The sequence below is a fragment of the Cellulosilyticum lentocellum DSM 5427 genome (assembly GCF_000178835.2).
Taxonomy (GTDB): Bacteria; Bacillota; Clostridia; order Lachnospirales; family Cellulosilyticaceae; genus Cellulosilyticum; species Cellulosilyticum lentocellum.
Genome location: NC_015275.1, coordinates 4353135 through 4378074, shown reverse-complemented (window position 1 = coordinate 4378074; position 24940 = coordinate 4353135). Strand labels below are relative to the sequence as shown.

Sequence of the window (24940 nt, the reverse complement as noted above, 5' to 3'; positions counted from 1 at the left end):
ACATTATTATAAACACTTTGTATAAATGGCAAGATTGATAGGAAAAAATAGTAATCATCTAATGACTAGCTGCTTCTAAAAGTCTATTTTTAATAAACAATCCAGATTCAGATAAATCGTCATCAGTCCAATTTCCTCTTGAAATCGTAAGTGGTTTTAAAAGAGAGGCAGTTTCTTTTTTATCACAAAGACTCCAGTTTACCCAGCTTACATTATGTTCATTGAGTAGGTCCATCCAGATATCAGATTGCTCTTCATTGAAGCCAGTATTACCAGAGGCATCACAAGTACCAAATTCAGATACGAATACAGGTAACTTATATTTATTAATACAATCCACTAAGCGCTGACGTAATGAGTCACGGTGTGTATCAGCATAGAAGTGGAGTGCATACATAATATTTTCACCCTCCAATGGATTTTGGGCAGCTAAATGGATATCTTGGCTCCAAGTAGGTGTACCAGCTATGATAATACCTTGCTTATCAATGGCACGAATAGTTGAAATAAGTGTCTCACAGTAAGGTTTAACTTCATTGTCCCAGGTTACATCTGCACCATTTGGCTCATTACACAGTTCATAAATAATATTAGGATAGTTTTGATATTCAGCTGATATCTCACTAAAGAATCTAATAGCTTCATCTTTATGTGTATTAGGATTGCCATCGCTTAAGCAGTGCCAGTCTACAATAACATAGAGACCAGCTTTAGTAGCAAGATCAATGCCTTCTCGCATTAAGTTTTCTAAGCCCTCAGTATTTCCTAAGTAGCCAGAATTATTGTCCGTATACATTGCCAGACGAATAACATTTGCCTTCCAGTCATCACGTAGCGTATTAAAACAACCCTCATTTACAAAAGCCGGAAACCATTGTATGCCATGAGTGCTGACACCACGAAGCTGAAAAGGTTCTTGATTTTCATCTACTATGTAAGTTTCCTTCACATTAAGTCTTCCATGCATACCTACAGGGGTACTAGGGTCAAAGGTAGGAGCAGGTTTGGGTTCGGGAAGAGAGATGCTAGGAGTGGATACTGGGGTAGGAGAATTGGACGCATCTTTAGTGGTTGGTTCGACTGTCTCTAATACAGTTGAGGGAGTTGAACTAGAAGGCGTAGAAGCCATTTCATTATTTGTAGACATTGAACAGCTGACCATAAATGGGCAAAGTATAAGTAATACAAAAAGATATTTTTTAAAATCCTTTAACATAAATAATCACATCCTCTATTATAAATGATTTAAAATTTATAATTATATGATAACATTTTTGGCAAAATTAGTGTAAATTTAATTAAATGTGATAATTATTTATATTTAAATAGTAATTTTATCATATATATAATAAAATTCAGTTAAAAGCATTAGGGGGGATAGTATGCTCAAGATTATAAATAAGGATGCGTTGGATGAATTAGCAGAGGTATTAGGAAAAGGAATTTATGAGGGTTACACCTTAGAAAGAATACAGAGGGAAGCACCAGATTTTCACTTTTATTTAAAGGAAAATCATGAGGTGCTGGCCTGCTGTTCCATTTGGATACATACAAACATGATAGATGAAAAAGGAGTAAGGGCAGGAGCTATTGGTCACTTTGAGGCGTGTAATGAAGACTCGGCTAAAATAGTTTTAATGGAAGCCTGTAATAAGCTTAAGGAGGTAGGAGAAGCCTATGTAATTGGCCCTATTGATGGAAGTACATGGAATAGTTATCGATTAGTGACACATAGCGATGGTTCAATGCCCTTTTTAATGGAGCCTAAATATAAACGAGGATATAGTCAGTGGCTAGAAAACATAGGGTTTAAGCCTACTTACCAATATTTTTCTACTAAAGAAACCATAGAAAGAGTAGTTGAAGAAACTACAAAAGCTAATCAAAACGAAATAAATCAAAGCAAGCTAGAGCAAAGTGAATTAGAACTAAATGAGTTGGACCAAAGTATAAATGAAAAACAAAGACTTCTTGAAATTAAAACTATTAAGTTAACGCAATTAGAAGAAGCTTTAGATAAAATCTATGAAATTAGCATCCAAAGTTTTAAGAGTAACTTATTTTATAAGCCTATAGAAAGAGAAGCTTTTAAAGCTATGTATCGAGGCTATCAGCAATTTTTAGTAGAGGAACTGGTTTTAATTGCAGAAAAGGCTGGTAGACCAGTGGGCTTTATTTTTGCAGTACCTAACTACTTTGATCAGACAAGAAGGTCTGTCATCATTAAAACCATTGCTGTACTTCCTGAATATCAACAAGAAGGCATAGGGAAGAAGCTTTATCAGGAAATTACTAATAAAGCTTTAAATTTAGGATTTACAGAGTTTATTACAGCACTCATTTATAAAGGGAATCACTCACAAAAGCTTTGTGAAAGCGCAAAGATGATGAGAGAGTATACTTTGTTTAGAAAGGAACTAAATAATGAACTTAGTTGAAATCCTTGAGAAAACCGCTTTGGATAAAGGTACATATCTTGCCTTTATTGAGAAGAAAGAAACGTTAGATTACAGCACCTTTTTAGAACGAGCTGGAAAAGTAGCCACAGTTTTAAAGTCAGAGGGTATTCAAAAAGGTGATCAGATTTTACTTCTAGAGCCAATTTCTACGAGGCTGTATCTTTTTCTAGTGGCGCTTTGGAGCCTTGGAGCAACAGTAGTTATTTTTGATCCATCAGCAGGTAGAGCTCACATAGAAAAGTGCTTAACAAGAGTAGAGTTAAAAGCTTTTATTGGTATGAGGAAAGCTATGCTTTTAAAATGCATCCTTCCTAGCCTAAGAAGAATCCCAAAAACTTTAACGGTAGACCGTCTATTAAAGCAAAGTGAGAAAGTAGCAGCTGAAGGCTATGTAGAACCTTTGGAGGATGAGGCTCCAGCACTGATTACTTTTACAAGTGGTAGTACCAATATTCCGAAAGCTATTGTAAGAACGCATTACTTTTTAATAAAACAGTATGAAGTTCTAGATCAAACTATGGATTATCAAGAAGACGACATAGACCTTGCTACCATGCCGGTATTTACCTTAGCTAATCTAGCAAAGGGCATTACAACAGTTATTCCAGACGATAGCTTTAGTGACATTTCAAAGCTAAATGCCAGACGCTTAATACAACAGATCAAGAAGCAGCATATTACTAGATTATCTTCCTCACCAACAGTAGCTCTTTTACTAGCAGAAGCAGCGAAGGAAACAGATGATTTAGCATCTATTAGAAGATTAAATATAGGGGGAGGTCCCATTTTTCCCAATATGTTACCAGTTCTAAAACAGGGCTTTAAAGCAGCTGCTATTACTATTGTTTATGGTTCTTCAGAAGCAGAACCTATTAGTGAACTTGATAGCACTCAGCTAACAGAAGATATACTTAATCAAATGAAACAAGGAAAGGGTCTATTTGTAGGAAAGCCAGTAAATGCAGTTACTTGTCAGTTAGTAAAGGGAAGTAAGCTTAAGTCGCAAATGACAGAAGAAGAACTAACGGCTACCTTTTGTAAAATCAATGAACCAGGGGAAATTATCGTCACCGGTGAGCATGTTTTAAAGACTTATTTACAAGGGATAGGGGATGAGGAGAATAAGATAAAAACCTCTAGGGCAATATGGCATAGAACAGGAGACTTAGGGTGTTTAGATGAGAGTGGCAATCTATGGTTACTTGGAAGAGCTATGGCAACTACTAAGAGAGAAGCACATACGCTATATCCTTTTGCTATTGAATGCGAAGTTTGTGTCCACTATAACGTTCCAAGAGCAGCTTATTTGTTTCATAAGGGAAAACATTTATTAATTATTGAAGAGCCACAAGAAGGAGTAGGATTGAAAGTAGAAGATAAAGCATATATCAAAGAAAAATATCAATTAGGTGAGGTAATAACATTAAAGCAAATTCCCTTAGATACGAGACATCGAGCAAAAGTAGAGTACGGAAAGCTTATTAAGTTAATAGAAAAAATTGGCTAACTGAAGAGAATAGGATAGAGGAAGAGCAATTTTATAGGTGTGTTAATGATGAAGTAAGCTTGATTAGTATTAAGAAATAGTAAGTTAAATACAATTGAAGGAGATAGTTTAGTGGAAAAACAAAAAAGAAAAAGCTAAAATTAGTAGATATCCTACCGATATTAATTGGTGCCATTATTGGCTATACAATAGGTTTTGATAGTGTAAAACTCTTTCCTAAAGAATTTATAAAATCATTAAATTTAGTAGCTGTTCTTATTATCTTTATAACTATTTACTATAGTTCCATCTTACTTCATGAATTAGGACATTTTTGCGCTTTTAAAGCAATGGGTGTAAATATAAGGATGATTAAAGTATCTATAGTAGGAGTTATATTTAATAAGAATAAGACAAGTCTAAAGATTAATCCTAGTGGACTTGGCGTAGGGGGAATTGTTGTACCTCATATAGGAATTATTTCAGATGAAGCTAAGTTTAAAGAGATGCAGAAAATTTATGCAAAAGCTATGATAGCAGCACCTATGGTTACCCTTAGCCTTGTTATTTTAGGAGGCATTAGTATAGTAATAAGTAGTGTAATGGGAATAATGAATACCCCTTATTTAATGATAACTGGTATATTCCTTTGCCTATTTAATATATTGTTGTGTATTGGATGCTTTATTAAAACAGAAAATGTATATGGAGATTTTAGGGCCTACTCTTGCTTCAAAAAGGATAATTTTTTTGCAGCATTAATGATGTATCAGTATATTATGCTGGCTGAGGATTTTGTGGAAGAAAGAGCAGGCAATACTTATTTAAGGCAAGTATTAATTGAAGGATTTAAAAATAGAGCAGCTGAAAAGGAAGTAGATATGTTGACCATATCTTGTAGTGCCACCTTTCTTATAGAATATCTTGTAGGAGAGATGGAAAAGCTACCTGAGTCCATTGCCGAGTATATAGATTACTGCTACTTAAACCAGACGCTCTTAACCAATCAAAAGGCATTAGAAATACATAAGAGCTTTTTGGTATATATGGCTTATTATTTTGAAAAAACAGGTGAACATAGCAAAGCAGAGCAAATTTATGAAGAGTTTATTACAAAGCTACCTAAAAACCAAGTATTTGATTATTGGAAGATGCAGGCTGAACAGATTATTTTAAAGAAAGATCATACCCAGCATCTATTGGATGTAAAGAATATTAAACCTAATAGCTTCTATAAAATATTGGGGGTATTTAATGGCTTTTATTGGGATGAACTTATACTTAATCAGATGGATAAGGACGAATTTATGGTATAATTCTGATAATAACACATAAGAAAAGAGAGACAAAAGATATGACAGATACATTGACTAAAGGAAATGAGACTAAAGCGCTTCTTTTATTTAGCATACCGATGATCTTAGGCAATATTTTGCAACAGCTCTATAATGTCGTAGATACTTTAATTGTAGGTAGAACTTTAGGGCCTAATGCACTGGCAGCGGTTGGAGCCTCCTATGCGTTGATGGTACTATTAACTTCTATTATTCTTGGATTATGTATGGGTAGTGGTGTAGTCTTTGCACAGTTATTTGGTGCTGGAAGAATAGAAGAATTAAAAATAAGTATTGCTAATGCTTTTGTATTAATTTGTGTATTAACCTTGATAATAGATTTAGCAGCGTTTTTATTACTAGATCAATTGGTAGTATGGTTAAATGTGCCGGTAGAAGCTATGTCCTACATGATAGATTACTTGAGGATTATTTTTCTAGGTATGGGCTTTGTTTTTATTTATAATTTTTTTGCTGCGGTACTTAGAAGTATTGGCAATACTATGGTTCCATTATTATTTTTAGGAATATCAGCAATCATTAATGTTGTTTTAGATATTGTCCTTATTGTTAATTTTGGTATGGGAATTGAAGGCGCAGCTGTTGCTACAGTGGTAGCACAGGGCGTGTCAGCCGTCCTTATTGCCATATACTTTTTCAAAAAGACAGAAAGCATTTGTCCTCGAAGAAACCATATGAGATATGATAAAAAGCTACTAGGATTAATAATTAACAACTCTATTTTAACCAGCATTCAGCAATCTATTATGAACTTTGGTATTTTAATGATTCAAGGGCTTGTAAATAGCTTTGGCGTAACAGTAACAGCAGCGTTTGCTATTGTAGTGAAAATAGATGCCTTCGCTTATATGCCAGCACAGGATTTTGGGAATGCCTTTGCTACCTTTGTAGCTCAAAATGCGGGAGCTAAAGAGCATAAGCGTATTTATAAAGGAACCTTGGCAGCAGCTAAACTGTCCATAGCCTTTTGTGCTATAGCATCACTACTAGTATGCTATTTTGCTAAGCCGCTGATGTTGTTATTTGTTGAACCAAAAGAAATGGAGATTATTAGGTTGGGCATGCAGTATTTACATATTGAAGGTGCGTGCTATATAGGGATAGGTATTTTATTCTTGCTCTATGGCTTTTATAGAGGTTTAGGTAAATCACAAATGTCCATCATATTAACTGTTTTTTCATTAGGGACAAGAGTGATATTAGCATACTTATTAGCTCCCATTCCAGAAGTAGGCCTATTAGGTATATGGTGGGCCATTCCAATAGGGTGGGTTATAGCAGATATAATAGGTATTTTATATGGGGTAGTAAAAAAAGAGAAGTTATTAGTTATAGAACATTTAGAAGAATAGATGTAAAATAGAATGGAGTTTAAAAGGAGTGCAGTCAAACTATTTACTAGGTTTGATTGCACTCCTTTTTCATATTACTTAAAGTTTTTTTGCAAGTATTTTCTTGTATTGTTTAACATTTCTTCAAATAGTGCTTCAGCTTCAGCATAAGGAAGTGTAACTAATGGGTCATTTATAAAAGCAGAAAAAGCAAGTTTTTTATTACCTGATAGGCCAGCTTCCACAATAGTTTCTTGATTGCTGACATGAGTAGCTACCATACCATAGATAGGATTTGGTATATTCCCAGCCATAATAGGTTCTACTCTATCTTTTCTAAATAAAGCATTAGTTTCTACGATAGTTCCTAGTGGTAAGTTAGGGATTTGGCCTGTATTAGGAATATTAACATTAGTCACTAAGTCTGTCAGGCCTAAGAGTGCTTTGATTTGAAGAACACCTTCTTCTCCCGTTTCTTTAAGTTCGAAAGTTTCCTCACCATTTGCCAAACGTGTGCCACGTTCTAAGCGGCTATTTAAGTCATTGATACGCCAATCTACAGTAGTCAGGCCAAATTTCCATTCAGCAACAGTTTCAGGATCTTTAAGATACCATTTGCCATTTACAGCTTCTGCTAGATGACGATCTCCAGCTGCGGCGATAACGCCAAAGCGTTTAAATAAATCAAATTTGACACGCTGAGCAGATTCAAAAGAATTATTCATCCAGTGGTCTTTCTCATCTTCTTGAAAGCCCGTTTCATAAAACTGATTCACGAAGCTTTCATACATAGGAAATAGGTCTTTACCTTTATAACTAGCCTCAGTGATCCAAGTAAAATGATTAATGCCTAATACATTAATTTTGATATCCGTTCTAGATACATTTTCTGTTCCAGTTACTTCTTTAACCATGCTAGCTAAAAGCTTTTGAGTACCAAATACTTCGTGGCAACAGCCGAAGGCTTTGATTTCTGGGAATACTTTATAAAGTGTTTTAACACAAACAGACATAGGATTAGTATAGTTAATAACCCATGCATCTGGAGAATAAGCCTTAATAGCAAGGGCTATTTCTTCATACATAGGAATTGTTCGTAAAGCTCTAATATATCCGCCTGGACCTACTGTGTCACCAACAGCTTGATAGATACCGTATTTTTCTGGGGTATGTACATCAGAATACATTTCTTTAAAGGTACCGGGTAAGATGGAGATGACTACAAAATCAGCACCAGTTAAGGCCTCTTTTAAAGAAGAAATAGCTGTATAGTTCCAATGTGATTGAATGTTTTCAAGCTCATTGAGCTTATTGCCGATAATCTCATTTGTTTGAGCAGCGTGCATATCAATGTCATAAAGCCTGACAGTTCCACTTAAGCTAGGTTCAGAAGCTAGGTCGCTCATAAGTCCCCAAGCCCATCCTCTAGAGCCCCCTCCAATATAAGCAATTTGTACATCTTCCACTTTATTTTCCAGATAGTTCATTAGCTTCACCTCATAATAAGAATTTATAGAATCTTAGAAGTATTATAAGACAAAATAGTATGATATGATTATGATATATTGCGGTAAAGTATAAATTAACAACATATATTGCGCATAAGGGGAGACAAAGAGGATGAGTAAGTATAATCTGGATCTATTATGGAATAAACGACTATTTAATATTGAATATAAGAAGTATACAAATAAAGATAGTATGGTTGAGACACACTATCATCCACATTATGAAATATATTATCAATTATCTGGAGATCGCTATTATTTTATTAAAGATAGAACCTATCATATTAAAGAAGGTACCTTAGTTTGGTTAAATAGTGAAGATATTCATAAGACCCTCTCAGCCAATCAATCAGTAGGAGAACGTATTCTTATTAACTTCAAGAGATCATTTTTATCAGAAATTAGTAATTTGCAAGTAGAACGTTTACTTGAAACCTTTAATGAAAATCGATGTGTATTGCAGTTAGCACCAACTCAAAAAAGAGAAGTGGAACAATTATTAGAAAAGCTGATGATAGAAAATAAAAGAGAAAACTATGGTTTTTATAATCAACTACTGTTTTGTGAACTATTAAGTTTACAACAACGTTATATGAATGAGGCATCAAAGGAGGAAATCACGCCTATGAGTAGATCTCCTAAGCATGAAAGAGTGGCAGAGGTAGCTCAGTACTTAAATGAAAATTACAGTAAGAAGATTACATTAGAAGACGTGGCTAAAGCGTTTTATATTAGTCCATACTATTTAAGTAGGACTTTTAAAGAGGGGACAGGTTTTAATCTTATTAATTATCTTAACTACATTAGAATAAAAAATGCAAAGATTTTATTAGATACTACAGATAAAATGGTGATAGATATTTCACATGAAGTGGGCTTTGAAAGCACAACTCATTTTGATAGGGTGTTTAAAGACCTAGAAGGTATGACGCCATTGAAGTACAGGAAACAAAAAATAATAATATAGAATAAGCTATATATAGTAGAAGAGTTAAATAAGAAAATAGGAGTGCTAAAAACACTCCTATTTTGAGGATAAGGAAAAGAGATTAATTGATATGATCACTCTTGAAACCTTCTCGTTTGATAGAATGTTTTTTTGCATTTGGATTATGATTTTGATTTTCTGCCGTTAGTGGCGTTTGATAGTTACACTTTCTCATACGTGCTTCTTTATTATCGATTTGGCTGTCTTTTGCCATAGCTTATCACTCCTTTAAGTTGGGTTAAGATTAGTTTGTGATTTTTTTGTGTTTGATATAAGTTTAAATTTTTCCATATGCATGCTATGTATAAGAAAGCCGTAAAATGAGTAGTTGGTGAGGTAATCATTTATTAAGTAGCACTGTCTTTATAAAATCTACTTTTATGAGCGTGCAGAGTATGATAAAGTGGAGAATGGATAGGAAAATAATAGAAAAATAAATATGATTAAATTTGAGTTAAACAAGATAGATTACATAGAAAATGAGGGGAAAGTATGGAAACGAAACAGAATATATTAAAAGGGGCTATGATTTTAAGCATTGGTGTCATGCTTAGCAAAATTATTGGCCTAGTATATAGGATTCCATTAACTAATATTATTGGAGATGAAGGAAACGGACTGTATTCCTCAGCTTATCAGGTATATATCATTATTTTAACGTTAACAGCCACAGCTATACCAGCGGGACTTTCCAAACTTATTGCAGAGCGAGAGGCAATAGGAGAGCATAAGGAAGCAGAACATATTTTTAAGGTTACTTTAAGAGCAGGTTTTATTTGTTCTTTGATATTAGCAGTCATAGTTGTCTTAGGGGCAGATGTGATTGCAGATTTGTTTTTTAATGGAGAAAATGTTGGGCAACCTATTAGAGTACTTGTTCCAACCATTTTAATCATGACAGTGGTAGCCAGTTTAAGAGGCTATTTTCAAGGCCTGGGTAATATGGTCCCAACAGCTTCCTCACAAGTAATAGAGCAGATTTTTCATGTTGTTTTTACAGTAATACTAGCATACTATCTGATTGAAAAATCTCTTTTAAGTGCAGTAACAGGTGCAACTTTAGGAACTTCTATAGGTGCTTTAGCTGCGCTTTTAGCATTAATAGTAATCTATTTGAAGATAAAAAAGGAAAGAAAGCCTGTTTTAGAAGCTCAAAAAAACTATCATCAGGAAAGTAATAAGGTCATTTTAAAACAAGTACTTGCGATTATGTTACCTATTATTATTAGTACGTGTGTATTTTCTATTATGACTTTTATTGATTTAAGTATGATTACAAATCTATTGCCTGAAAGTCTAAGTCAGCTGAAAGCAAGTGGACTTATTGAGACAGTGCCAGTAGCAGACGTAGCTCATTTAGAAATCGGAAAGATAGCAACTAGTTTGAAAGGTCAGTATGGTTTTCAATATAACACATTCATTAATATTCCTATCTCTATTATTGTTCAAATAGCAGCAGCTTCTATACCAGCTATTGCAGCTAGTGCGGTTATCAATAAAAGAAAAGATATTAATGAAAAGATTAAAATGATTTTTAAGTTGGGGATGATTATTGCAGCACCTACAGCTGTAGCCTTCTTCTTATTTGGAGAGCCTATTATTGGACTTGTTTTAAGAAAAGCAACAGGGGGAGAACTCTTGTCAGCAGGTGCTGTTAGTTTAATCTTTATTACTATTGCCCAGCTTAGTGCAGCTGTATTACAAGCTATGGGAAAACCTAAAGAGGCTTCTGTTCATGCTATTTTAGCTTGCATTGTTAAGGTTGTTATTAACTATATATTAATACGTATACCACAGTGTCATATTTTTGGTGTCATTTACAGTACAACTATTTGCTATGCTATCTATGGTAGCTTAAATCTCATTTACTTATACCGCCACTTTGCAATAAAACTAGAGTGGAAACAAGTAGTTATAAAGCCAATTATATGTGCTGTTATTATGGGTGCTATTTCGTACGGTTTATATGTAGTGATGAATCTATTAATGGGAAGAGAAAAGCTTAGCATGTTATTAGTGATACCAGTTGCCATAGTAGTATACTTCGTTGTAGCTATATGGACTCGCACTATTGACAAAGCAGATTTAGAAGGGTTACCAGGCGGAAAGAAATTGCAGCGTTTTATAAGAATATGAGTTAGTAGGGGGATTTTATGATATCAAGAACCTGGCATGGAATAGTGCCACTAGAACATAAACAGGGGTTTGAGGATTACTTAAATAAAACAGGAGTAAGCGATACAATGGCTATTCAAGGGAATAGAGGTGCCTATGTGAAAATAGTAGAGCAAAATGAATGGGCACATTTTTTCCTTTGTACCATATGGGAGACAATGGATAGTGTTAATGAGTATGCTGGGAGTAATCATGAAATTGCAGTTACATATCCAGAAGATGAACAATATGGATTGATTTCAGATCCTATAGTAATTCATCAGGAAGTTTCAAGTTCCCAAAATCCATTTATATAGAAATAGCATTACTCACGATTGCCTTGTCTGTGATAGTAAAGAAAGAACAAGGCGTCTAATAAAAAAGCGTCATGCCAAATGTTGAACTGCCCCCAATAAGTTAGGCCTAAAAATCTAACTTATTGGGGGCGCATCATGTGAGGGTATGACGCTTTTTTATTAGGTAATAAGATAAATTGAGAAAATTTGAAAAATATCTTGAATGTGACGTAACGTAATGAATTATAATATGAGCAAGAGGTGATAAATATGGAAAAACACAAAGCGACACCGGAAGGATATATGACGGTTGGAGAGGTAGCAAAGAAAATGGGTGTCACCGTCCGAACCCTGCAATACTACGATAAAGAAGGTTTATTTTCGCCATCGTCAGAGAGTGAAGGAGGCCGTAGGCTTTATACGGATAAGGATGTGATTAAACTCTATCAAATTCTGTCACTAAAACATCTGGGGTTTTCATTGGATGATATAAAAAATCGCCTGATTTCTCTTGATACCCCAGGTGATGTTGCCAGCGCGCTTACAGAACAGGCCGTTGCCATACGAGAAAAGATAGAAACCTTGTCAGAATCCCTAAAAGAGATAGAAACGTTACAAGCAGAAGTGTTACAAATGCAATCGGTAGATTTTAAGAAATATGCTGATATTATCGTAAATCTACAAATGAAAAATGAATTCTACTGGGTTATCAAGCATTTAGACGATAAGACTCTTGACCATTTTCGGAGCCACTTCGATAAGGATAGTAGCTTAGCAATGATGGAGACTTTCACACGCTTGATCGATGAAGCGATATGGCTTCAAAAAGATGGCGTACCGCCCGAAAGCGAGAAGGGGCAAAACCTTGCCAAAGAGTTTTGGAAAATGCTTATGGAATTTACGGGAGGGGATATAAGTATGCTACCAGTACTTATGGAGGCAAAAAACCTTAATGGTCCGGACAATGAATGGAAACAAAAACAAGCAATTGCCAACACTTTTATAGAATCGGCTTTAGAAGCCTATTTTACAACATTAGGTTATGAGGAGGGAGTAAAATGAGCTACGCCATACAGATTGACAAACTAAAGAAAAGCTATGGGGATCATACAGTACTAAAAAGCTTGAGTTTCAACGTTATAAAGGGTGAAATCTTTGCATTGCTTGGCGTAAACGGTGCAGGCAAAACCACAGCACTTGAATGTATCGAGAGCTTACGAAAGTATGACAGCGGCAGTATCGTGGTGAATGGCAGGAGAGGTATTCAGTTGCAATCGGCGTCTCTCCCTGACCATATCAAACCCATGGAAGCTGTAAGGTTATTTGCAAAATGGAATAAAACAAAAATAGACTATTCTATGCTTGCTGCTCTGGGGATTAACGAGCTGGCGAAAAAGCTATACACAGATATGTCAACAGGGCAAAAACGGCGTTTGCACCTTGCCCTCGCCTTGATCAGTAATCCGGATATTGTGTTCCTGGATGAGCCGACTGCCGGACTTGATGTTGAAGGTAGAATATCACTTCATGACCAAATTCGAAGACTGAAGGCACAGGGAAAGACCATCATTTTAGCTAGCCACGATATGGCAGAGGTTGAAAGCCTGTGTGACCGCATTGCTATTCTGAATGATGGCAGTATTGCCTTTTTGGGTACTGTTGCAGAATTAACCTCAAAAATCGGCAAACGCTATACCCTTCACATCAAGACCCAGCAAGGTGATGAAGAATTTGAATCTGACAATATTGGGGATACCATGCTGACTTTGCTTGAAGATTTCAAGCAGCGGGGAATTGACGTGCTGGACATTAAAATAGACAGGGGAACGCTAGAACAGCATTTTATTGACATAGCAAGGGGGAATGGCGAATGAGTGCATTTTTATACGGAGTGGCATTGCAATGGAAACTGGATATACGAAGCAAATCACTACTTATTACTTGTTATGTGGTTCCTCTTTTATTCTTTGCTGTTATGGGGGGGATGTTCACATCCATAAACCCCCAGGCTAAGTATACGCTTATACAATCCATGACTGTGCTAGGTGTATCAACTGGCGCACTGATAGGTTTGCCACCTTCCCTTGTAGAGATATACGGAAGCGATATAAAGAAAGTGTACAAAGCCAATGGTGTGCCGTTGTATCTTGGCATGGTTTCTATGTTTTTGTCAGCGTTTATTCATCTACTGATTATGTGCGCGATAATATGCATCATCGCCCCCATTGCTTTTGATGCGACGCTACCAGCAAGTTTGCCGTTGTATTTTAGCTCACTTGCAGTTTTTATTGCAGTATCATTAAGTATTGGGAGTGTCTTGGGGCTATGGGTAAAAAACCAAGCAAAACTTACCATGATTTCACAAGTGATATTTCTACCATCCATTATGCTGTCGGGGATTATGTTTTCTACTAGTTTACTTCCTAGATTTTTTGAGATTGTAGGAAAAATATTACCTGCAACTTGGGGGTATCAATTGATTGTGGACGAAGGTTTTTATTTTGGCAACCTGTGGCCTTTATTAGCTATTCTCTTAGGCGCGGTTATACTATGTGTTTTTTTGCTAAGAAGGCTGAAATCAGAATAATGAGCTATTGAGAGGAAGAGGTTTCCGTGTGAAAGACATGGGAACCTCTTCCTCTTGGTGTAAGGCTTCGGCTTATGTCAATACATGCGTTGGGAGAGAAAGATTTACAGTGAAAAAATTTAGTTGATATAAGCATAAGTTTGACTGTACTTAAATTTAGGAAGCTGTGATGATTGATTTGAGAGAATGATGCATAAGAAATTAGCTTAGTTGTCATCATAATACTAGAGGGAGAGGAGGAATAGGAAGGGGTAAAAGGAAGTTATAAAAAATATAAAATCCTAAAAAATCAACATTAATCATAAAATGCTTAAAAGTTGATGAATATGACGAAATAATGATGAATAATGATTATAAGTGATGTATACAAGATGAAGTTAAGATGGAAATAGATGACAATTAGATGAATATAAAAAAGGTCCAACAAAATGTAAATATATGGTATTGGTAAAGAGATAAAATATCTCTTATAATAAAAAGAAACAGTAATTATATTGAAGATAAGAGGCAAATGATGGAGAAGACAATTACAATACAACAAGCAGCAGCCCAGCTTTTAGCTGAGTACAAAAAACCTCTTAAATCTAAAGATTTAGCAAAATTGGCACAAGAAAGAAGGCTAGTTGCTCCAAGTACAGCTAAAGACCCTATTCAATCCTTATCACAGACACTAGAGCGAAATATTAGATTAGATAAAGGAAATAAGCCAAGATTAGTATTTGTAGAAATAGAAGAAGGCCGTGCCATAGGCTTACCAGAGTGGTATGAAGAAAAGAAAATAGAGAAAAAGATAGCATGTGAAAAAATTGAGATTCCTTTACCTACTGATCTCTTAAATAAGATAAAGATATACCAGACGAGTTTTAATTTCTCCAGTATTGAGGAGGCAATTATTCAATTAACTAAAAAAGGATTAGGTGCAGCGTCGCAAGAATTGATTGATAGACTCAAGATAGAACTTGATGAATTAAATTAAGATCAACATAAATGATAGAAAGCTCATGAATTTCTAATGATTTCAACAGAAATTTATGGGCTATTTTTATATATGAGTGATAAAAGAACAGAATCAAATAATAGAGAAAATCACGAATAGAAAGGAATATCTTTCTACGCGCACCTACAATATAAACAAGTGACATTGAGCCTTATTTTAAAAACTAATTGCATTGCATTTGCATCAGCATGTAGATAGTCTTATTATGAATGTCTATTTTTTTATATAATCAAAATTGTTTTCCGACTGATGCGATAGATGTGAGATAAATAAAATATTTGAGAAAAACATGGGAAATAAGTGTTATAATAAAAGAGATAGGTACTAAGGAATTAGAAATATGAAAAGGCATTCAAAATATTTTCCTGGAGATAGAAAAACAAATGTATGCCAAATAAAAACAATTATGCACACAAATGAATAAAATGTAATATTGCATTTTAATAAAAATATATTGACAATTATGGTGTAAGTTGATATTATTATGAATAATTAATAGGAGGTAGTTGCGTGACGAAAGGACAGTTAGAAGCTAAGATTAGCGAGGCAGTTAGCAGGTTTGAAGTTGAATATATGGGAAGAGGCCCTAAAGCCATTCGAACACATATAGTTAACGACATGATCATTGTGAGACTCATGGGTTTTCTTAGTCCTTCAGAGCAAAAACTCACTGATAATCCTCAGGGTATCGAATTATTTAAAAAGATGCGCACATCACTTTTTGAAGGTGGGAGAGAATACTTGGAAACATTAATTAATGACATTATTGATGTAGCCGTGATTAGCACCCATTCCGATATTAGTACTAAAACTGGGGAGAAAGTCATTATTATTACCACTGATACTAATTTAGAGGAATTAGTCTCTAGAAAATAAATAATAAATGCGGAAGACGATGCAAAGTAGCCTAGCTAAGTTGTAAGTAAGCCGATATCCAAGGATTATTCTGAGGGTATCGGCTTTTTTATTTTATTATCACACAAGAAAGGGTGTTTTTATGAGTAAGAAAGTTGCCATTATCATGGGTAGTGACAGTGATTTGCCCATAGTAAAAGGTGCAATTACCACCTTAAAAGGATTTGGTATTACCATAGAAGTTCATGTGATGAGTGCTCACCGCACACCAGAGCAAGTAAGTGCATTTGCATGTACGGCTAGAAGTAATGACTTCGGTGTTATTATTGCTGCAGCAGGAAAAGCGGCACATTTAGCAGGCGTGATAGCAGCTCATACGACTTTACCTGTAATAGGAATACCGTGTACATCTACTAGCTTAGAAGGCCTTGACGCTTTATTATCTACAGTTCAAATGCCAAAAGGAATACCTGTTGCAACAGTTGCTATTGATGGAGCTGATAATGCAGGAATTCTAGCAGCACAGATATTAAGTATTTCAGATGAAAAGGTAGCTGAAAAACTAGAAAAAATGAAGAAGAACATGGTCAAAGAAATATTAGAAAAAGATGAACGCCTACAAACTGAGATATGGTGGAAAATGTAAAGGATGATGAAGAATAAAAAGTGAAGCATTAATAGTGGCAAACTAATAATGAATAATGAAGAAACAAGAATGAAAAGTAAAGCGTAAAGAGTTAGAGCTTAAAGATTCAAGGTAATAAGTAAAAATAGAAATAAAACTTTAAGTATTAATAAGTCATGATAAAGGATTAAGACCAGAAGTTAACTATTAAAAGAAGGAAGGGACGATAGCATGAAAGCATTAATAAACAAACTAAATTTACCAGATTATGTAGTAGAGATTTTAGAGGAGAGTCCTCATATTGTATTCCCAAGATCAAAGGAGGAGTTAGTTAACCTATCTTTTGGAGATACATCAGGAGATGTATATGATGTAACCTATGAAACACCAGGGCATGGCATGGTTACTGAGGCAACTATAACACGTTGTAAAAACGGTGTAGTTGTTAATTATCCAGATGATTATATGAGAAGACGTGATCCAGATTGTTTATTAGTTGCTGATGATAATGATACAGATAAACCTAAATATGATGATGTATATAGAGAGAATTTTGAGGGGCTAAGAAATGAAACCTTTGATTGGCTCAAAGGGCGAAATCTTATTGTATTACCTTTCAAAGCAGGTGGAGATCAATATGGCTATGATGCCCTTTTAATAGCACCAGCTAATGCAGGTTTCTTTGCTTGTGGGCTTGCAGATTTACAAGGCTTCTTAAATATTGAGGAGCTTGATCCTGCATTCTCACCTAAAGCTATTATTTTCCTCGCACCTCCTTTTAGACATACACATTTTGGCGGAAAACAAATGGTTATTCACAATAGACTTGAAAAAGTTCATGAGCTATTTTCTTATAATTTATATCCAGGTCCAAGTGCAAAGAAAGGAATCTATGGTGTGCTTTTAAACATTGGAGAAAGTGAAGGATGGGTAACTGTTCATGCTTCTACAGTTAAGGTAGTTACGCCTTATGATAATGAGATTGTCATCATGCATGAGGGAGCTTCTGGTGGCGGTAAAAGTGAGATGCTAGAAGGTATTCATAAACAACTAGATGGACGTATTGTATTGGCAGAAAATACGCAAACAGGAGAAAAAACTTATATTAAAATGGATGAAAACTGTGCGATTTATCCTATAACAGATGATATGGCGATTTGCCATCCTGATATGCAAAATGATAGTAAAAAACTTGTAGTAAAGGATGCAGAAGCAGGTTGGTTTTTAAGACTAGATCATATTACAGGCTATGGTACATCACCACAACATGAAAAAATCTTCACTCAACCAGAAGAACCTATCGTATTTTTTAATATTGATGCAGTTCCAGGTTCTACTTGCCTTGTTTGGGAACATATTAAAGATTCTGATGGTAAGCCTTGTCCTAATCCAAGAGCCATTTTACCACGCAGATTAGTACCTGATGTTATTGATGAACCAGTAGAAATCGATGTAAGAAGCTTTGGTGTAAGAACACCAGCTTGTACCAGAGATAATCCTACTTACGGTATACTAGGTATGTTTCATATTTTGCCACCAGCACTTGCTTGGGTATGGAGATTAGTAGCACCAAGAGGACATAATAATCCAAGTATTACTGCATCAACAGGACTAGTAAGTGAAGGGGTAGGTTCTTACTGGCCTTTTGCAACAGGAAAAATGGTAGAGCAAGCTAATTTATTATTACAACAAGTGACAGCTAATAGTAACACACGTTATATCTTAATACCAAATCAACATATTGGTGTTTATAAGGTAGGGTTCATGCCTCAATGGATTGCTAGAGAATATATTGCAAGACGTGGAAGTGCTAAATTTAAGCAAGAACATTTAGTAGAAACACGTTGTTCATTACTAGGATATTCCTTAGACTCGATTAAAGTAGATGGACAATATGTAAGAAAAGCCTTCTTGTATCCTGAAAGACAAGGAGAGATAGGCGTAGAAGCTTATGATAAAGGAGCAGCTATGCTTAATGAATTCTTTAAGAAAGAACTAGAGAAGTTTAACACACCAGAACTTGATCCTTTAGGGGCTAAAATCATAGAACTAGTATTAAGTGATGCAAAGGTACAAGATTACGTAGATCTTATACCTATGAAATATTAGGAAGAAGGCGAAATGAGGAAAATACGAGGCTACTTTAAGGGTAGTGACTTTATACCTGCTTTATCAGGATTAATAGGTAAAATCTCGCTCATTTCTTCCTTTGCAGTAGTTTGGGCTCAGGAGCTAGGAATAACAAATCCCCATTTTGTATTTGATAATGTGCGGCTAGAAATAGTTGTGGGAGGAATAATCGCTTTAATAAGCACTTTGATTTTTCCAGAAATAGCAGTTGCAGGAACACTTGCACCATTGGTTGTACTCATTCCTTCTATGGTAAAGTTTGGCGTGCATCCACTGGTTTTAAGTGTATTGGTGGGGATCATTGGGCTCATTTTTGTTAAGGCAGGCTTGTTGTCAAGACTTATTCTTATGTCAAAGCACGTTAGTAAAACAAGTTTGACTTTAGTTTTTGGTATATCAGGAGTGATATTATGTATCCAAAAGCTCATTGCATTCTTTAATAAGACTTATTGGATTCTAGCAGTACTGCTAATTGTATTAACTGTCTGTTACATTTATTTGCTGAAAAAAGAAAAGGCCTGGCTGATGATTCCTATTTCTGCAATCGTCTCACTTGTGTTACCTCTTTTAGTTGGAATAAAAATTAATCTATTAGAGCCAATGAATAACTTAGTTTTAAATCCTGGATATTGGTGGGAAGGAGTTTGGGAAATTGGTTTTGGTCTAAACTTGCCAACCATTTTAAAAACCTTACCCTTTGCCATATTTGTCATGTTACTCTGGGCAATGGATACAGTTGCTATCACCACTTTGTTAGATGAACAAAGTAAGGAGGAGCAAAAGAGGGAAGAGATAAACTTAAATCAATCATTTATGATGGTAGCCATAAGAAATATCATAGGAGGAATCTTTGGTGGAGCGCAAACAAGTTCTTTGTGGCGTAGCTTTTTAATACCACTTTTTATGATTAAAAGGCCTATGAGAGGGGCAACTATCTTATTAAGTGTGCTATGCATTCTAGTGGGTTTAATGGGTATACCCATTAAATTATTTGCTTTTCCACCACTTGTATGGACGGTGCTACTTTTTGGTATATTTATGCCACTCTCACTCACAGGATTTAATAAGTGGAGAAAAGGTAAACAAGTAGGACAAAAAATAGCAATTATTATACTTGCCGCCATTGGGATTGGCTATAGTCCAATCATTACTTGGCTAGGAGCAGTAGTACTTGAAAAGTTAAGTAAAAATAATGACATATAGATTTAGGTGATAAAAAGGAGTATGATGAAACTATAAACATAGTTTTATAAATGAGGTCAGAGACTACAAAAATTTAATGAGACATATAAATAATGACCTAAGAATGGAGGGGTAATAATGTTTGGAGTATTGAAAGACTCAGATAAGAGATTTAAAAATTTATTAAACGGAGACTGGGTAGGTAGTGAGAGTAATCAATTTATAGATATCTACTCACCACTTGACCAAAGCTTATTAGGTAGTGTGCCTGCTATGACTAAGAATGAAGTAGATATCACTATGGCAACTGCTAAAAGAGCACAAAAACAATGGAAGCTTAAAACAGTAAATGAACGTGCAGATATTTTATATAAAGCAGCAGATCTTTTACTAGAGCATATTGAGGAACTTGCACATTTATTGATGCTGGAGATTGGAAAAGATATGAAGAGTTCACGCTCAGAGGTATCAAGAACAGCAGATTTTATTAGATTTACAGCAGATAGTGGCAAAAATGTCTCAGGAGAAAGTATTCCTGGAGATAGTTTCCCAGGATTTAAAAATAATAAAGTATCCGTTGTAAAAAGGGAACCGCTAGGTGTTGTACTTGCTATTTCACCTTTTAACTATCCAGTTAACTTAGCCGCTTCTAAGATTGCACCTGCGCTTATTATTGGAAATTCAGTTGTATTAAAACCAGCAACACAAGGCAGTTTAAGTGGTTTATATTTAGCGCGTATCTTTCAGTTGGCGGGGGTACCATTAGGGGTACTTAATACTGTGACAGGAAAAGGTAGTGAAATAGGAGACTACATTACAACGCATAAAGACGTTGATTTTATTAACTTTACAGGAAGTACAGAAGTAGGTAGAAGAATATCTAAGTTGACATCAATGGTACCTCTTCTTATGGAACTAGGTGGTAAGGATGCTGCTATTGTTCTTGAAGATGCAGATTTAGAAATGACAGCTAGCCAGATTGTAGCAGGAGCCTTTTCTTATTCCGGACAAAGATGTACAGCTGTAAAAAGAATTATTGTAATGGAAAGTGTTGCAGATGAACTTGTTCAAAGACTAGAAGAGAAAATAGGTCAGTTGAAGGTGGGAAATCCACTTGAACATGAAAGCTTAGATGTCGTACCGCTTATTAGTACAAAGGCAGCAGATTTTGTTTCTGAGTTAATGGAAGATGCTGTAGAAAAAGGAGCAGAGTTAGTTACTGGAGGACACCGTACAGGCAATTTAATTGAGCCTACACTTTTTGACTATGTAACAACTCATATGCGATTAGCTTGGGAAGAGCCATTTGGCCCAGTTGTACCTGTTATTAGAGTGAAGAGTAAAGAAGAGGCAATAGAAATTGCTAATGAATCAGAATACGGACTTCAAAGCTCTGTATTTACTCAAAATATTGAAGATGCATTTTATATTGCAGATCAGTTAGAAGTAGGAACTGTTCAAGTGAATAATAAAACTGAAAGAGGGCCTGACCATTTCCCATTCCTAGGTGTTAAATCTTCAGGTATGGGAACTCAAGGCATTAGATATTCTATTGAATCTATGTCTAGGCCAAAAGCAACGATTATTAATTTGCATAGATAAGTCTTGATTTAATAACCGATTTTAGTATGCAAGGAGAATTTTCTCAGAGGCAAATAGGCACAAGCTACAAGCTTGTGCCTATTTGCTTTGTCCCAAACTGGCTTACACCAATATAATTTCTTTCATATCTTCCCCAAATATATTTTTAGAGAACTATTTTGTATATTAGACTGAATAGTTTTGAAGATGTTAGTGGTATTACTAATATTGATGATATAATAGGGTGAGATTAATCGGTTCTTTATTGTTTTAAGAGGTGGAGGTGTATAATGGGGCATATTAAAGCCGTATGTTTTGATTTGGATGATACACTTATAAAGGAGATTCATTCAGTAATGTATCTAAGTATACTTAATGACAAGCTAGATGAACTTATAGAAATCGAACGTGAGGAGCAGGAAAGAAAGTGTGATTGGATTGAAGCGGATTATCTAAAAGCAGAATTAGCTAGAGGCGTGCCTGTAACAAGAATAGAGGAACAGTTTGATACTATTCTAAAACCCATTAAGAATGTCAATGAAGTAATGAGTATGCTACATGAACAGCATATAAAAACTATACTTATTACAGCAGGACCTATTCAAGTTGCTAGGGTTGCTAGTGAGTTATGGGGAATGGATGCTTATGATGGCAGTTTATATGAATGTGAAAATGATTTGTTCACTGGCAGAATCTTGAGTCATTTAGGGGACAGGGGCAAGATGAGTGCTTTAGAGAAATTTTGCTTAAAAGAAGGCATACAGCCTGATGAATGCATGGCTATTGGAGATGGTGCAACAGATATTCCTCTTTTCAGATATTGTGGTACTTCTTTAGGTATTAATTGCGGGGAAGAGGTAGCCAAAGAAGCAAATAACGTTATTGTAACAGAGGACTTAATGGATATATTACAATACATAGAAAGCTAAGTAGCATAAGTCTATGCCTATAAATAAACAGGAAAAGGGGAAATAAATATGAACTTTGGAATGCCAACACTTATTGAATTAGAGGGTTTAGAAGCTAATATAAGCCTATGCCATGAACTTGGACTTGATTTTATAGAGATTAATATGAACTTACCAGCTTTTCAAGCAGAATGTCTAGATGCAGAAGTACTTAATGAATTAAAGACAAAGCATAAGATGTATTTTACCTTCCATTTACCAGAGGATTTAGATGTAGGGCATTTTAATAAAAGAATACGGGAAGCGAATTTAAAAATTGTAGAAGACACCATACAACTTGCAAGCAGAATTGATGCCCCTCTTATTAATATGCATATGAATAGTGGTATTTACTTTACTTTGCCGAATAGGAAAGTTGAACTTTATGAGAAATTTGAAGAAGAGTACTTAAGAAATATTCTAGCATCTTCAAACCATATTAATCAGATGTTAAAGGGAACAGGTGTTAAGCTTGCTATTGAGAATACAGGGATTTATCATAAGCCTTTTATTAGAAAAGCGGTAGAGATGTTCTTAGAAGAAACAGATTGCTATTTAACCTGGGATATTGGGCACGATTATTCAAGCGGTAAAAAAGACGAGGCCTTTATGCTTATTCATAAAGAAAGAATGAAACATATGCATGTTCATGATGCTATAGGAGAAAGAAATCACCTTGAGCTATTTACTGGTGAGATTGATTTGCCTTATTTCTTTGACTTAGCAAAGGAGAATAATTGTAGTTGTGTAGTAGAAACTAAAACAATAGAGGCTTTAAAAAATTCTACAATACGTTTGCTGGATAGAGATAAGGGTTTTTCGTTAACATAGGAAAGGACAGAGAGAAGAGACAAGATGAATAACAAGATTGAATTAATAGACCAGCTTTTTAAACATATAAAGATTGATTGTAGTAAATGCTTTGGATTTTGTTGTGTAGCCCTTTATTTTTCTAAATTAGATGGTTTCCCAGCAGATAAGGTAGCAGGGTGCCCTTGCAAGCATTTACAGTCAGACTTTGGATGCGATATCCATAGTGAGTTAAGAAATAAAGGCCTCAAAGGCTGCACATCCTATGATTGTTTTGGTGCAGGACAAAAGATAGCTCAGATAACTTATCGAGGGAAAAGCTGGATATCATCACCGAAGCTAGCAAAGCAAATGTATGAGGCGTTTTTAGTAATGAGACAGCTTCATGAGATGTTATGGTATTTGACAGAAGCAGTGACTTTAGAAAACATTGTATCTATCAAAGAAAGTTTACAAAGCATGATTGAAGAAATAAAACAGATGACTTTATTAAAGCCTGAGGCAATCCTTGAAATAGATATAGAAAGTCATAGAACACAAGTCAATATACTGCTAAAAGAAGCTTATAAATTAAATAGACAGGACAAGAAGTCTATTCAAAAAACTAGTTTTGAAAAGATGTTAATTGGCAAAGACCTTAGAAAAGTTAATCTGAAGGAAGCCGATTTAAGTGGGGCTATGATGATTGCCGCAAATTTAAAAGAGTGCGATTTATCAGGTGCTTTATTAATTGGTGTAGATATGAGAGATGCAGATATAAGAGGCGCAAATCTCAGTAAGAGTATATTTTTAACTCAGACTCAAATAAATACGGCTAAAGGAAATCAATTTACAAAGTTACCAAGTAGGCTAGATAGGCCTTCTTACTGGGAGAAGTAAGTAAAGGATATAAATAGGATATTTAATGAGTAAGTATAACTTTAAGGGAGGTTCATATGAAAACAATTGGTATGATCGGTGGTATGAGTTGGGAGAGCACGGTCACCTATTATCAAATGGTTAATCAAGTAGTCAAAGAACGGTTAGGAGGCTTTCATTCCGCTAAATGTATATTATATAGCGTTGATTTTGATGAGATTGAAGCCTGTCAGGCAAAAGGTGAATGGGAAAAGAGTGGTGAAATATTAGCAGATGCAGCTGTAAATCTGGAAAGAAGCGGTGCAGATTTTATTATCATCTGTACTAATACCATGCATAAGGTAGCAGATCAGATTCAAGCAAAGGTTAATATACCTATTTTACATATTGCAGAAGTAACAGCTGGCAGATTAAAAGAGAATACAATAGAAAAAGTAGCCTTACTAGGCACTAAATATACGATGCAACAAGATTTTTACAAATCTAAGCTTATAGAACAAGGCATAGAGGTACTTATTCCTAATGAAGCAGATATAGAGGTTGTTAATAATACGATTTATAATGAATTATGCCTAGGTAGCGTATTAGAAACCTCTAAAAAAGAATTTATTAGAATCATAGAAGAATTAGCTGATAAAGGAGCAGAGGGTGTTATCTTAGGGTGCACAGAAATTGGCTTATTGATTAGACAAGAAGATGTGAGTATTCCTGTATTTGATACGACTATTATTCATGCAACAAAGGCAGCGCTTTATGCTATAGAGTAAAGACGACTTGTATTCAAATAGGGA

23 protein-coding genes are annotated in these 24940 nt (G+C 35.1%); 20 read left to right on the top strand and 3 right to left on the bottom strand.

Translation table 11 applies throughout. From position 1 onward, the window contains the following. Positions 1-58: 58 nt before the first annotated feature. Positions 59-1216 (bottom strand): glycoside hydrolase family 5 protein, encoded by a 1158-nt coding sequence (locus tag CLOLE_RS19935; protein ID WP_013658927.1) that lies wholly within the window; start codon positions 1214-1216, stop codon positions 59-61. Between the two features lie 166 nt (positions 1217-1382). Between CLOLE_RS19935 and CLOLE_RS19930 the strand changes: the two genes are divergently transcribed. The 4 genes from CLOLE_RS19930 to CLOLE_RS19915 all read left to right on the top strand — a co-directional run bounded on the left by CLOLE_RS19930 (position 1383) and on the right by CLOLE_RS19915 (position 6652). Further along, the gene (locus tag CLOLE_RS19930) at positions 1383-2438 is read left to right on the top strand and encodes a GNAT family N-acetyltransferase (protein WP_013658926.1); all 1056 of its coding nucleotides are present in this window, start codon (positions 1383-1385) and stop codon (positions 2436-2438) included. Beyond that, positions 2425-3966 (top strand): AMP-binding protein, encoded by a 1542-nt coding sequence (locus CLOLE_RS19925; RefSeq protein WP_013658925.1) that lies wholly within the window; start codon positions 2425-2427, stop codon positions 3964-3966. Before CLOLE_RS19930 ends, CLOLE_RS19925 begins: the two co-directional genes overlap by 14 nt. Before the next feature lie 149 nt (positions 3967-4115). Beyond that, the gene (locus tag CLOLE_RS19920; RefSeq protein WP_330369354.1) at positions 4116-5261 is read left to right on the top strand and encodes a site-2 protease family protein; all 1146 of its coding nucleotides are present in this window, start codon (positions 4116-4118) and stop codon (positions 5259-5261) included. A 38-nt stretch (positions 5262-5299) separates the two neighbouring features. Next, on the top strand, positions 5300-6652 hold the full coding sequence (locus CLOLE_RS19915) for an MATE family efflux transporter (RefSeq protein WP_013658923.1): 1353 nt from the start codon (positions 5300-5302) through the stop codon (positions 6650-6652). A 74-nt stretch (positions 6653-6726) separates the two neighbouring features. Here the strand turns inward: CLOLE_RS19915 and CLOLE_RS19910 are convergent, their stop codons facing one another. Next, positions 6727-8118 carry a family 4 glycosyl hydrolase gene (locus CLOLE_RS19910; protein ID WP_013658922.1) on the bottom strand — a complete coding sequence of 464 codons (1392 nt, stop codon included), beginning with the start codon at positions 8116-8118 and terminating at the stop codon, positions 6727-6729. A 133-nt stretch (positions 8119-8251) separates the two neighbouring features. On the opposite strand from CLOLE_RS19910, the gene CLOLE_RS19905 reads away from it, so the two are divergent. Next, positions 8252-9106 carry an AraC family transcriptional regulator gene (locus tag CLOLE_RS19905; RefSeq protein WP_013658921.1) on the top strand — a complete coding sequence of 285 codons (855 nt, stop codon included), beginning with the start codon at positions 8252-8254 and terminating at the stop codon, positions 9104-9106. Between the two features lie 82 nt (positions 9107-9188). Here CLOLE_RS19905 and CLOLE_RS23385 read toward each other — a convergent pair whose 3' ends face one another. Continuing rightward, positions 9189-9341, bottom strand: a complete 153-nt coding sequence (locus tag CLOLE_RS23385) for a hypothetical protein (protein WP_013658920.1) — start codon at positions 9339-9341, stop codon at positions 9189-9191. A 278-nt stretch (positions 9342-9619) separates the two neighbouring features. On the opposite strand from CLOLE_RS23385, the gene CLOLE_RS19900 reads away from it, so the two are divergent. The 15 genes from CLOLE_RS19900 (at position 9620) to CLOLE_RS19830 (ending at position 24916) form a co-directional block, all read left to right on the top strand. Continuing rightward, positions 9620-11263, top strand: a complete 1644-nt coding sequence (locus tag CLOLE_RS19900; protein ID WP_013658919.1) for a putative polysaccharide biosynthesis protein — start codon at positions 9620-9622, stop codon at positions 11261-11263. 17 nt (positions 11264-11280) lie between these two features. Further along, positions 11281-11598, top strand: a complete 318-nt coding sequence (locus tag CLOLE_RS19895) for a hypothetical protein (RefSeq protein ID WP_013658918.1) — start codon at positions 11281-11283, stop codon at positions 11596-11598. A gap of 249 nt (positions 11599-11847) precedes the next feature. After that, positions 11848-12639, top strand: coding sequence for a MerR family transcriptional regulator (locus tag CLOLE_RS19890; RefSeq protein WP_013658917.1), 792 nt, complete (start codon positions 11848-11850; stop codon positions 12637-12639). Then, positions 12636-13451, top strand: coding sequence for an ABC transporter ATP-binding protein (locus CLOLE_RS19885; protein ID WP_013658916.1), 816 nt, complete (start codon positions 12636-12638; stop codon positions 13449-13451). The genes CLOLE_RS19890 and CLOLE_RS19885 overlap by 4 nt, the downstream gene beginning before the upstream one ends. Beyond that, positions 13448-14164: an ABC transporter permease gene (locus CLOLE_RS19880; protein ID WP_013658915.1), complete on the top strand. Its 717-nt coding sequence runs from the start codon at positions 13448-13450 to the stop codon at positions 14162-14164. Before CLOLE_RS19885 ends, CLOLE_RS19880 begins: the two co-directional genes overlap by 4 nt. Before the next feature lie 514 nt (positions 14165-14678). After that, the gene (locus tag CLOLE_RS19875; protein WP_013658914.1) at positions 14679-15140 is read left to right on the top strand and encodes an HTH domain-containing protein; all 462 of its coding nucleotides are present in this window, start codon (positions 14679-14681) and stop codon (positions 15138-15140) included. Between the two features lie 531 nt (positions 15141-15671). Then, on the top strand, positions 15672-16037 hold the full coding sequence (locus CLOLE_RS19870; protein ID WP_013658913.1) for a DUF2294 domain-containing protein: 366 nt from the start codon (positions 15672-15674) through the stop codon (positions 16035-16037). 121 nt (positions 16038-16158) lie between these two features. Continuing rightward, complete coding sequence (purE, locus tag CLOLE_RS19865) at positions 16159-16662, top strand: 5-(carboxyamino)imidazole ribonucleotide mutase (protein WP_013658912.1); 504 nt, start codon at positions 16159-16161, stop codon at positions 16660-16662. A gap of 210 nt (positions 16663-16872) precedes the next feature. Further along, positions 16873-18750: a DUF4914 family protein gene (locus tag CLOLE_RS19860; protein WP_013658911.1), complete on the top strand. Its 1878-nt coding sequence runs from the start codon at positions 16873-16875 to the stop codon at positions 18748-18750. 12 nt (positions 18751-18762) lie between these two features. Continuing rightward, entirely contained in the window at positions 18763-19974 is a 1212-nt protein-coding gene (locus CLOLE_RS19855) for a DUF3360 family protein (protein ID WP_013658910.1), read from the top strand. A gap of 117 nt (positions 19975-20091) precedes the next feature. Next, the gene (locus CLOLE_RS19850) at positions 20092-21555 is read left to right on the top strand and encodes an NADP-dependent glyceraldehyde-3-phosphate dehydrogenase (RefSeq protein WP_013658909.1); all 1464 of its coding nucleotides are present in this window, start codon (positions 20092-20094) and stop codon (positions 21553-21555) included. A 269-nt stretch (positions 21556-21824) separates the two neighbouring features. Next, positions 21825-22463: an HAD family hydrolase gene (locus CLOLE_RS19845; protein ID WP_013658908.1), complete on the top strand. Its 639-nt coding sequence runs from the start codon at positions 21825-21827 to the stop codon at positions 22461-22463. Between the two features lie 48 nt (positions 22464-22511). Continuing rightward, a complete protein-coding gene (locus tag CLOLE_RS19840) occupies positions 22512-23312 on the top strand; it encodes a sugar phosphate isomerase/epimerase family protein (RefSeq protein ID WP_013658907.1) in 801 nt (266 codons plus the stop codon). 24 nt (positions 23313-23336) lie between these two features. Further along, positions 23337-24170 carry a pentapeptide repeat-containing protein gene (locus CLOLE_RS19835; RefSeq protein WP_013658906.1) on the top strand — a complete coding sequence of 278 codons (834 nt, stop codon included), beginning with the start codon at positions 23337-23339 and terminating at the stop codon, positions 24168-24170. Between the two features lie 56 nt (positions 24171-24226). After that, positions 24227-24916 carry an aspartate/glutamate racemase family protein gene (locus CLOLE_RS19830; RefSeq protein ID WP_013658905.1) on the top strand — a complete coding sequence of 230 codons (690 nt, stop codon included), beginning with the start codon at positions 24227-24229 and terminating at the stop codon, positions 24914-24916. Positions 24917-24940 lie beyond the last annotated feature (24 nt).

Bases quoted from the DNA above. Each gene is read 5' to 3' on its own strand.
- CLOLE_RS19890 (WP_013658917.1), top strand. From the start codon at position 11,848: ATGGAAAAACACAAAGCGACACCGGAAGGATATATGACGGTTGGAGAG.
- CLOLE_RS19875 (WP_013658914.1), top strand. From the start codon at position 14,679: ATGGAGAAGACAATTACAATACAACAAGCAGCAGCCCAGCTTTTAGCT.
- CLOLE_RS19840 (WP_013658907.1), top strand. From the start codon at position 22,512: ATGAACTTTGGAATGCCAACACTTATTGAATTAGAGGGTTTAGAAGCT.
- CLOLE_RS19915 (WP_013658923.1), top strand. From the start codon at position 5,300: ATGACAGATACATTGACTAAAGGAAATGAGACTAAAGCGCTTCTTTTA.
- CLOLE_RS19860 (WP_013658911.1), top strand. From the start codon at position 16,873: ATGAAAGCATTAATAAACAAACTAAATTTACCAGATTATGTAGTAGAG.
- CLOLE_RS19905 (WP_013658921.1), top strand. From the start codon at position 8,252: ATGAGTAAGTATAATCTGGATCTATTATGGAATAAACGACTATTTAAT.
- CLOLE_RS23385 (WP_013658920.1), bottom strand. From the start codon at position 9,341: ATGGCAAAAGACAGCCAAATCGATAATAAAGAAGCACGTATGAGAAAG.
- CLOLE_RS19835 (WP_013658906.1), top strand. From the start codon at position 23,337: ATGAATAACAAGATTGAATTAATAGACCAGCTTTTTAAACATATAAAG.
- CLOLE_RS19900 (WP_013658919.1), top strand. From the start codon at position 9,620: ATGGAAACGAAACAGAATATATTAAAAGGGGCTATGATTTTAAGCATT.
- CLOLE_RS19855 (WP_013658910.1), top strand. From the start codon at position 18,763: ATGAGGAAAATACGAGGCTACTTTAAGGGTAGTGACTTTATACCTGCT.
- CLOLE_RS19885 (WP_013658916.1), top strand. From the start codon at position 12,636: ATGAGCTACGCCATACAGATTGACAAACTAAAGAAAAGCTATGGGGAT.
- CLOLE_RS19850 (WP_013658909.1), top strand. From the start codon at position 20,092: ATGTTTGGAGTATTGAAAGACTCAGATAAGAGATTTAAAAATTTATTA.
- CLOLE_RS19830 (WP_013658905.1), top strand. From the start codon at position 24,227: ATGAAAACAATTGGTATGATCGGTGGTATGAGTTGGGAGAGCACGGTC.
- CLOLE_RS19930 (WP_013658926.1), top strand. From the start codon at position 1,383: ATGCTCAAGATTATAAATAAGGATGCGTTGGATGAATTAGCAGAGGTA.
- CLOLE_RS19925 (WP_013658925.1), top strand. From the start codon at position 2,425: ATGAACTTAGTTGAAATCCTTGAGAAAACCGCTTTGGATAAAGGTACA.
- purE (WP_013658912.1), top strand. From the start codon at position 16,159: ATGAGTAAGAAAGTTGCCATTATCATGGGTAGTGACAGTGATTTGCCC.
- CLOLE_RS19910 (WP_013658922.1), bottom strand. From the start codon at position 8,118: ATGAACTATCTGGAAAATAAAGTGGAAGATGTACAAATTGCTTATATT.
- CLOLE_RS19895 (WP_013658918.1), top strand. From the start codon at position 11,281: ATGATATCAAGAACCTGGCATGGAATAGTGCCACTAGAACATAAACAG.
- CLOLE_RS19880 (WP_013658915.1), top strand. From the start codon at position 13,448: ATGAGTGCATTTTTATACGGAGTGGCATTGCAATGGAAACTGGATATA.
- CLOLE_RS19845 (WP_013658908.1), top strand. From the start codon at position 21,825: ATGGGGCATATTAAAGCCGTATGTTTTGATTTGGATGATACACTTATA.
- CLOLE_RS19935 (WP_013658927.1), bottom strand. From the start codon at position 1,216: ATGTTAAAGGATTTTAAAAAATATCTTTTTGTATTACTTATACTTTGC.